We start from the raw sequence: 8,456 nt of genomic DNA, 5'->3' as shown, positions 1-8,456 counted from the left end.
CGCGGGCCGGGCGGCCCGCGGCGTCGCCTGGCGCGGCGGCGCGGGCTGCGCCTGCGGCGGCATCGGCGCCGGCGAGGGCGGAGCCGGCATCGACCCATGCCCCGCATGGCCGTCCGTGCCGGCATGCCGCATCCCGTCCATGCCATGGATCATGGCAGGGTCCACCGCCACGGCCGCGGCATCGCCGGGATAGGCGGCGATGATCCGCCGCATCAGCGCGATCTCCTGGCTCTGATCCGCGACGATGTCGGTGTTGAGCAGGCCGAGGAAGCCGTTCCGCGCCGCCGGGTTGGCGTGATAGTCGCGCGCCATCGTCAGCGCCGCCTCGTGGTGGATGATCATCGCCTTGGCGAACTGCACGTCGCGCGCCGTCACCGGGCCAGCCGCCGTCGCGGCGCCGGGGATGGGGGCGCGCATGAAGCGCTGCACCTGCCCCAGCCCCTCGGTCGCCGTGGGCTGCAGCAGGATGCGCGCCAGGCCCAGGTTCAGCACCCGGGGCGGCCGGTCGAGGTTGCGCGACACCTCGTCCAGCAGCCCGATCTCGAAGGACTGGTTGCGGATGATCGCGCGGGCGAGCGCCTGCAACGCCGGGCTGCTGGCCTGCGGGTCGGCCAGGTAGTCGCGGCTCATGCTCAGCGCCCCGGCATGGTGCGGCCGCATGCCGGCGACATAGTCGCGATCGGCCTGCATCGCCGCGGGATCGGCCAGGCCGTACCAGGTGCTGGGCACCGGCGCGCGGCCGGGGTCGTAGTCGTCGCCGATGGCGGCAGCGGCCGGGCTGGCGCCGAGCACCAGCAGGGCCGCGCCGAGGGCGAAGGCGGAATGACGGGTCATGCTCATGGTCCTGTCCTGCCGCCGCGCCGGGCGCGGCGGGGTCCGAAGGGGCTTGGGGTGGGTCGCGCAGCGGCGTGCCGGCCACGGGGGGGCGCATTCGCCCTGGACCCCGTGGCCCTGGGACGGCTCGCCCGGTCGGTGCGACACGCGGGCCGCTGGCGCGGATGGGCGGCGCGGGTCAGGCGTGGCGGGGCGGCGGCAGGGCCGGCGGAATGACGCGGCCCGACCCGGTCGCCTCAGGCGGGACAGCGGCGGTCGCCGCGATGGCCCGCGGGGCCGGCAGGACCGGCGTGGCGGCGGGCGCCGCCGGCAGCGGCGCGCAGGCCGCGACGCAGCAGGCCATGGCGGATGGCGGCTTGGGCCGCTCGTCCCCCGTCCCGGCCGGCGGCGCTGCCGGGTCGTGGCAATGGGTCGCGGGGATGGCGGCTGCGCCGGCGGCCGTGGCCGCGGCATGGCGCAGCGGCGCGGCGGGCCAGGCGAGGAGGATGAGGGCGAGCAGCGCCGCCACGGTCCCCCGCCACCTGCCTGCCAGATGCGCCTGCCGCCCCATCCCCTGCCTCTCCGTCCCGCGATCCTGGCCAGGCAGGGCGTCTCCGCCCCGCATCCGTGCAGGCCAGGCGGCAGATGGGGCTTCCCCCCATGGCAAGGTCAAGCCACGCCGGTCGCCGCATCGCGTGACCCTGCGGGCGGCGCCAGGAAGCGCCCGTCCGGTGGCGTGCGCGAGGCCCTGCGGCGACCGCCCCGGCGCCGGGAGGGCCGGAACCATTGGCTGCGGGGCCCGGAAGACGTCATTCGGTCGGCCTTGCGTCGCGGCCGCCGGCGACGCGTTGCAACCGGGATGCCCGACCCGCCCGACGACCTGTTCTATCGCCTGCACGAGGCCCAGGAGGCCTGGTCCGCCCGTCTCCGCCCCGCCGCCCGGCAGGCGGCGGCGGTGCTGCGCAGCCTGGGGGTGGGGCAGCCCGCCCTGCGCCAGGCCGCCGCCGCGGTGCAATTGCTGGAACAGGCCGGCACCACCCATCGCAAGCCTGCCTTCGGCCTTGGGCGCATCAGGGTCGATGGCCGGGATGTGGCGGTGCGGGAGGAGGTGGTGGCGACCGCCCCCTTCGGCCGGCTGCTGCGCTTCGCCAAGGACCTGCCGGAGCCCGGGCCGAAGCTGCTGGCGGTGGCGCCGCTGTCCGGCCATTTCGCCACGCGGCTGCGCGGCACCCTGGCCGGCCTGCTGCCGCACCATGACGTGCACGTGACGGACTGGACGGATGCAAGGCTGGTCCCGGCGGCGGCCGGGCCCTTCGGCCTGGACGGGCAGGTCGCGCAGATCATCGCCTGGCTGCGGGCGATGGGGCCGGGCGCGCATCTCCTGGCGGTCTCCCAGCCGGCGGTGGCGGCGCTGGCCGCGACCGCGCTGATGGCCGAGGACGGCGACCCGGCCCGCCCGCGCAGCCTGACCCTGATCGGCGGGCCGGTGGACACGCGCATCGCCCCGACGCGGGAAACGCTGCTGGCCCGCGCCCTGCCCGCCGGCTGGTTCGCCGCCATGGAGGTCGCCAGCCTGCCGGCGGGCCTGCCCGGCGCCGGGCGACGGGTGCGGCCGGGCGCGCAGCAGATCGCCGGATCGGTGCTGGCCGACCTGCCGACCCACCTGGCCGCGCAGCTGACCCAGTTGCGCAACCTGCTGGCCGGGGATGGCGCGGCGGCGGCGGCCCACCGCGCGCGCTATGAGGAATTGCGGGCGGTGATGGATGTCCCGGCCGAGCTTTACCTGGACACCATCCACCGCGTCTTCCGCACGGCGGAGCTGGCGCGCGGCCGGATGGCCTGGCACGGCCGCCCGGTGCGGCCGGCGGCGATCCGCGACACGGCGCTGCTGGTGGTGGAAGGCGACGCCGATGGCAGTTGCCCGCCCGGCCAGGGCAGCGCGGCGCTGGCGCTCTGCCGCGGCCTGCCATCCGGGCTGAAGCGGTACCACCTGCAGCCGGGCGCGACGCATGACGCGCTGTTCGAAGGCCCGGTCTGGGAACGGACGATTTGCCCGCTTGTCGGGTCCCTGGTGGGCGCCGCCGGCTGAGCCCTCGGTTGCGGCGGCGGTCCCCGCCACGGGTGGCGCCATCCGGGGTCCTGCGGCAGCCGGCGGGCAACGCTGCCGCCGGGGTTGGCGGTTGAACTATTGCGCGCCTGGAGACTCGGCCCAATTGCGATCGGGATGAGGGAGGACCGGGTCGGACGACCGACCATGGTGACCCGCCCCGAGACGGCTAAGGACCAGCATCGTGAATATCCAGACCCCGCCCGCCGAGATCGCGTCCGACAACGCCTCCGTCATCGGACGCCCGACGCGGGAGGAAGCGGAGGCGGCCGTCCGCACGCTGCTGCGCTGGACCGGCGACGACCCGGATCGCGAGGGCCTCGTGGACACCCCCGCCCGCGTCGTCCGCGCCTATGAGGAATTCTTCGCCGGCTACGAGACCGACCCGGTCGAGTTGCTCGCCCGTTCCTTCGAGGAGACGGACGGCTACGACGAGATGGTGGTGCTGCGCGACATCCGGCTGGAGAGCCATTGCGAGCACCACATGGTGCCGATCATCGGCAAGGCGCATATCGCCTATCTGCCGGCCGGCCGCGTGGTCGGCATCAGCAAGCTCGCGCGGGTGCTGGAAGTCTACGCCAAGCGGCTGCAGATCCAGGAAAAGCTCACCGCCCAGGTCGCGAATGTCATCAACGACGTGCTGAAGCCCAAGGGCGTCGCGGTGGTGATCGAGGCGGCGCACCAGTGCATGACCACGCGCGGCATCCACAAGCCGGGCGTGTCCATGGTGACCAGCCGCATGCTGGGCGCCTTCCGCGACGATCCCAGCACGCGGCGGGAATTCCTGGCCATGATCGGCGGCCAGCGCGGCGGGTTCGAGGGCTGACGCCGCCCGGCGCCGCCCCCGCCGCCGCGCTGCCTCAGCGGCAGTCGCGCGCGGCGTATCGCGCGGTGCGGTTGGCCCGTCCGGCATCGCGCGGGCTGCCGGTATAGGCTGCCCGGTTGGCCGCGTCCGCCGCCTCGCCGACCGCTTCCTCGCAATAGGAGCCGGGCGCGGGCACGATGGTGCGCTGCGCCGCGTAGGGCGAGGCCTGGGAATAGGCCGGCGGTGCGACCTGCCGCTCCACCGTGCAGGCGGCGATGGGGAGCAGGAGGCAAAGCAGCGCTGGGACGCGCATCGGGGACGACTCCATTCCGGTATGCGCGCCAAAGCGCGGCGCACCGGGCCGGGTTCCCCATGCCGCCCGCCACGCCCGGGACCGCCTCCTACGGCCGGCGAGACCGTCGGATCGGGCCGAGTCCCGGCGCCCGCCCCCTGCCGGCCGCTGCGCGCAGGGCCTGCTCACGCCGTCCAGCCCCGGGCGCACGCCGCCCGGGGGGCCATCGGCGGCGGCGGTCGGCGCCCAGGACGCCCCGTGCCCCTGCCGCTGGCCGGTCCCCAGCCGCAAACCTCATTCCACCGCTTCGGCCTCCACCTCGACCACGAAGCGCGGATCGGCGAGGCCAGCGACGATCAGCAGCGTGCTGGCCGGCCGGTGGTCCCCCTGCCAGGCCCCGCGCTTCGTGCGCCAGGCCGGGATCAGCGCCGGGTCGGTCAGGAAGGCGGTGACCTTCACCAGATTGGCCGACGACATGCCATGCGCCGCCAGGATGGCGGACAGGTTGGCGAGCACCTGGTCGATCTGCGCCTCACCGCCGGCAGCGATCGTGCCGTCCGGCGCGGTGCCGACCTGGCCGGACAGCACCAGCCGGCGCTTCGGGTCGGTGACCAGCACGGCATGGGAATAGGCGCCGGGCGTATGGACGGTGGGCGGGTTGGACAGGGCGATGGGCATGGACGGTCTCCCCGGTTGCGGCGGCGGCCTGCCGCCTTGCGCTCCCAGCCCTGAACGGCAATCCGCGGCAGGTCAATCACCGCGTGGCGGGTCAGGCGCGAGAGCCTTGCCGCCCCCCGCGATGCATCGGCGTCAGCCGATCGTCATCAGGGATGCATTGCCGCCGGCCGCCGTGGTGTTGGTGCAGACCGCGCATTCCCGCAGCAGCAGATCGGGCGGCGCATCGCCATCGGCCATGACGAGGACCGGGCGGATTGGGCCGTCCCAGCCCGCAACCTCCGCCAACAGGGCGGGCAGCGAGCCGGTATCGCCCCGCGCCAGCACCGCATCCGGCACGGCGCTGCCCACCGGCAGCACACGCCCGCCCAGACCGGGCAGCCCGGCCGAAGCCGGGACCAGCGCGCGATTGCCCTGGGCCAGCGCTGCGGCGGCCAGGTCGGGCAAGGCCCCCGTATCCGCCGCGACGCAGAGCACCGTGCCGCGCGGCCGCAGGTCGTAGCGGTTGCGCTCGCCGACCGGGCCAGGCAGGTCCAGCGCCGCGCCGTTGCGTCCCTGGGCGATGATGCGATCACATCGCGCCGCCGCTGCCGGATCGCGCCCCGCCAGCCAGCGGCGGAATTCCAGCGCCGCCGGATCAGGCGCCGTGGCGGGCAGCGGCGGCACGGCCGGGCAGGCCGAGAGCAGCCGACGGAGATAGAGCGGCCCGCCCGCCTTCGGCCCGGTACCGGACAGCCCGTGCCCGCCGAAGGGCTGCACGCCCACCACCGCGCCGACCAGGTTGCGGTTGACATAGATGTTGCCCGCCGGGGCCTGCGCGGTCAGCCACGCGATCGTCTCGTCGATGCGGCTGTGCACGCCGAAGGTCAGCGCATAGCCGGTGGCTGCGATCTCCCGCATCAGCGCGTCCAGCCCGTCCCGCCGGAAGCGCAGCACATGCAGCACCGGGCCGAAGACCTCGCGCTCCAGCTCCGCCACGGACCTGATCTCGATCAGCGTGGGCGGGACGAAGCTGCCTGCCGCGCAATCCGCCGGCAGCGGCAGGGTGTGCACCGCGCGGCCGCGGGCGCGCATGGCCGCAATATGCGACAGGATGGCCTGCCGCGCCTCCTCCGAGATCACCGGCCCCACATCGGTCGAGAGCCGGTCGGGGTTGCCGACGGAAAGCTCGGCCATCGCGCCCTTCAGCATGGCCAGCACGCGCGGCGCGATATCCTCCTGCACGCACAGGACGCGCAGCGCCGAGCAGCGCTGGCCGGCGCTGTCGAAGGCCGAGGCGAGGACATCCGCCACCACCTGTTCCGGCAGGGCGGAACTGTCCACCACCAGGGCGTTCTGCCCGCCCGTTTCGGCGACCAGCGGGACGGGGCGGCCATCGGGCCCGAGGCGCCGGGCAAGCTGCCGGTTGATCAGCCGCGCAACCTCGGTCGAGCCGGTGAACATCACGCCGCAGATGCGCGGGTCGGCGACCAGCTGCGCGCCCACCTTGCCGTCGCCGGGCAGCAACTGCACCACCGCCGGCGGCACGCCCGCCGCGCGCAGCAGGCGCACCGCCTCCGCGGCGGCCAGCGGCGTCTCCTCGGCCGGCTTGGCGAGCACCGGGTTGCCGGCCGCCAGCGCGGCCGCGACCTGGCCGGTGAAGATGGCCAGCGGGAAATTCCACGGGCTGATGCAGGCGACGGGGCCGAGCGGGCGATGCGTGGCATTGTCGAACCCGTCCCGCACCTGGGCGGCGTAGTAGCGCAGGAAATCCACAGCCTCCCGCACCTCGGCCACGGCATTGGCCAGCGACTTGCCGGCTTCCCGCACCAGCGGGCCAAGCAGCGCCGGCAGCCGCGCCTCCATCAGGTCGGCCGCATGCAGCAGCAAAGCGGCGCGTTGCGCGGGCGGCGTGGCGGCCCAGGCGGGCGCCGCCGCCACAGCCTGGGCCAGGGCGGACTCCACCACCCCGGGCGTTGCCTCGACCACATGCCCGACCAGGTCGCGCCGGTCCGCCGGGTTGCGGACCGGCCAGGCCTCGCCCGCGGCCTCGCCATCGCCGAGCAGCGGCGCGGCGTGCAGCGGGGTGGATGCGGCCAAGCTCCGCGCGAGATCCGCCAGCACCTGCTCATTCGCCAGATCGAGGCCGGTGCTGTTCGGGCGCTCCGGGTACAGGTCGCGCGGCAGGGCGATGCGCGGATGCGGCGCGCCCAGGGGCCCCTCGGCGCGCAGGGCGTCCACGGGGTCCTCGATCAGCGCCTCCACCGGCACGCATGCATCGCCGATGCGGTTGACGAAGGAGGAATTGGCGCCGTTCTCCAGCAGCCGGCGGACGAGATAGGCCAGCAGCGTCTCATGCGTGCCGACCGGGGCATAGATGCGGCAGGGGCGGCCAAGCTTCTCCTCGCCGACCACCTCCTCGTAGAGCGGCTCGCCCATGCCGTGCAGGCACTGGAATTCGTAGTCGCCCGGCCGGAAGGCATCGCCCGCCATGGCATGGATGGCGGCCAGGGTCTGGGCATTGTGGGTGGCGAATTGCGGGAAGACCGCATCGGGCGCCGCCAGCAGCTTGCGCGCGCAGGCGAGGTAGCTGACATCCGTGTGCCGCTTGCGGGTGAAGACCGGAAAGCCATCCAGGCCGTCCACCTGCGCGCGCTTGATCTCGCTGTCCCAATAGGCGCCCTTCACCAGGCGCAGCATCAGGCGGTGGCCCGTGCGCCGGGCCAACGCGATGATCCAGTCCAGCACGGAGGGCGCGCGCTTCTGGTAGGCCTGCACGACGAAGCCGATGCCGTGCCAGCCCGCGAGGTCGGGCGCCTCGCACAGCCTCTCCAGCAGGTCGAGCGAGAGGTCGAGCCGGTCGGCTTCCTCGGCGTCGATGTTCAGGCCGATGTCGTAGCGGCGCGCCAGCAGCGCCAACCCCAGCAGCCGCGGCCAGAGCTCCGCCATCACCCGCGCGCGCTGCGCCCGGGCATAACGCGGATGCAGGGCGGAGAGCTTGATGGAGATGCCCGGCCCTTCCACGATCCCGCGGCCGGCGGCGGCCCGGCCGATGGCGTGGATCGCCGCTTCGTAGGCACGCAGGTAGCGGGCGGCGTCCTCCGCCGTCACCGCCGCCTCGCCCAGCATGTCGTAGGAATAGCGGAAGCCGCCCGCCTCCATGGCGCGGCTGCGGGCCAACGCCTCCTCGATCGTCTCGCCGGTGACGAATTGCTCGCCCATCATCCGCATGGCGAGGTCCACGCCGCGCCGGATCAGCGGCTCCCCGCCGCGGGCGATCAGGCGGGTCAGGGCGGCGCCGAGGCCGGTCTCGTCCGCCGTGCCCGACAGCTTGCCTGTCACCACCAAGCCCCAGGTCGCGGCATTGACGAAGAGCGAGGGCGAATGGCCGATATGCCGCCGCCAGTCGCCGCCGCCGATCTTATCGCGGATCAGCGCGTCGCGGGTCGCACGGTCGGGGATGCGCAACAGCGCCTCCGCCAGGCACATCAGCGCCACGCCCTCCTGGCTGGAGAGGTCGTATTCCCGCACCAGGCCCTCCACCGGGCCGCGCATGCCCTTGGCCCGCAAGGCCTCCACCAGGATGCGGGCGGTGGCGGCGGCCTTAGCCCGGATGGGCCCGGGCAGGGTCGCGGCCTCGACCAGGGCGGCGACGCAGTCCGGCTCCGGCGCACGGGTGGCGGCCGCGATGGCGGCGCGCAGTGGCGGCAGGGCGCGGGTCTCGGCAGCCAGGGCGGCGAAGGGGACCGGTGCAGCAAGGGGAACGGGCACGTCCATGGCTGGCA

The 8,456-nt window shown here is 74.6% G+C and carries 7 protein-coding genes; 2 read left to right on the top strand and 5 right to left on the bottom strand.

Going from position 1 to position 8,456, the window contains the following annotated elements:
• Nucleotides 1-840 (bottom strand): DUF305 domain-containing protein (locus E2C05_RS01975; protein ID WP_205082684.1); only part of this gene is annotated, 840 nt, incomplete at its 3' end.
• Nucleotides 841-1,012: 172 nt separating this feature from the next.
• Entirely contained in the window at nucleotides 1,013-1,342 is a 330-nt protein-coding gene (locus E2C05_RS32735) for a hypothetical protein (protein ID WP_158291888.1), read from the bottom strand.
• Between the two features lie 330 nt (nucleotides 1,343-1,672).
• Between E2C05_RS32735 and phaZ the strand changes: the two genes are divergently transcribed.
• The gene (gene phaZ, locus E2C05_RS01970; protein WP_158291887.1) at nucleotides 1,673-2,902 is read left to right on the top strand and encodes a polyhydroxyalkanoate depolymerase; all 1,230 of its coding nucleotides are present in this window, start codon (nucleotides 1,673-1,675) and stop codon (nucleotides 2,900-2,902) included.
• Nucleotides 2,903-3,104: 202 nt separating this feature from the next.
• Complete coding sequence (gene folE, locus E2C05_RS01965; RefSeq protein WP_133217915.1) at nucleotides 3,105-3,746, top strand: GTP cyclohydrolase I FolE; 642 nt, start codon at nucleotides 3,105-3,107, stop codon at nucleotides 3,744-3,746.
• A 34-nt stretch (nucleotides 3,747-3,780) separates the two neighbouring features.
• Here folE and E2C05_RS01960 read toward each other — a convergent pair whose 3' ends face one another.
• The 3 genes from E2C05_RS01960 to putA all read right to left on the bottom strand — a co-directional run bounded on the left by E2C05_RS01960 (nucleotide 3,781) and on the right by putA (nucleotide 8,448).
• Nucleotides 3,781-4,038: a hypothetical protein gene (locus E2C05_RS01960; protein WP_133217914.1), complete on the bottom strand. Its 258-nt coding sequence runs from the start codon at nucleotides 4,036-4,038 to the stop codon at nucleotides 3,781-3,783.
• A 273-nt stretch (nucleotides 4,039-4,311) separates the two neighbouring features.
• Nucleotides 4,312-4,695: a RidA family protein gene (locus E2C05_RS01955; protein ID WP_133217913.1), complete on the bottom strand. Its 384-nt coding sequence runs from the start codon at nucleotides 4,693-4,695 to the stop codon at nucleotides 4,312-4,314.
• Between the two features lie 132 nt (nucleotides 4,696-4,827).
• Nucleotides 4,828-8,448: a trifunctional transcriptional regulator/proline dehydrogenase/L-glutamate gamma-semialdehyde dehydrogenase gene (putA, locus tag E2C05_RS01950; RefSeq protein ID WP_133217912.1), complete on the bottom strand. Its 3,621-nt coding sequence runs from the start codon at nucleotides 8,446-8,448 to the stop codon at nucleotides 4,828-4,830.
• Between the last annotated feature and the right edge of the window lie 8 nt (nucleotides 8,449-8,456).

It is taken from the genome of Paracraurococcus ruber (assembly GCF_004353985.1).
Taxonomy (GTDB): Bacteria; Pseudomonadota; Alphaproteobacteria; order Acetobacterales; family Acetobacteraceae; genus Paracraurococcus; species Paracraurococcus ruber.
Note: the sequence above shows the minus strand (reverse complement) of the source record. Positions and strands in the feature narration are given on the sequence as shown.

Excerpts from the sequence above, each read along its gene's own strand:
- phaZ (WP_158291887.1), top strand. The coding sequence starts at position 1,673 with ATGCCCGACCCGCCCGACGACCTGTTCTATCGCCTGCACGAGGCCCAG.
- E2C05_RS01960 (WP_133217914.1), bottom strand. The coding sequence starts at position 4,038 with ATGCGCGTCCCAGCGCTGCTTTGCCTCCTGCTCCCCATCGCCGCCTGC.
- E2C05_RS01955 (WP_133217913.1), bottom strand. The coding sequence starts at position 4,695 with ATGCCCATCGCCCTGTCCAACCCGCCCACCGTCCATACGCCCGGCGCC.
- putA (WP_133217912.1), bottom strand. The coding sequence starts at position 8,448 with ATGGACGTGCCCGTTCCCCTTGCTGCACCGGTCCCCTTCGCCGCCCTG.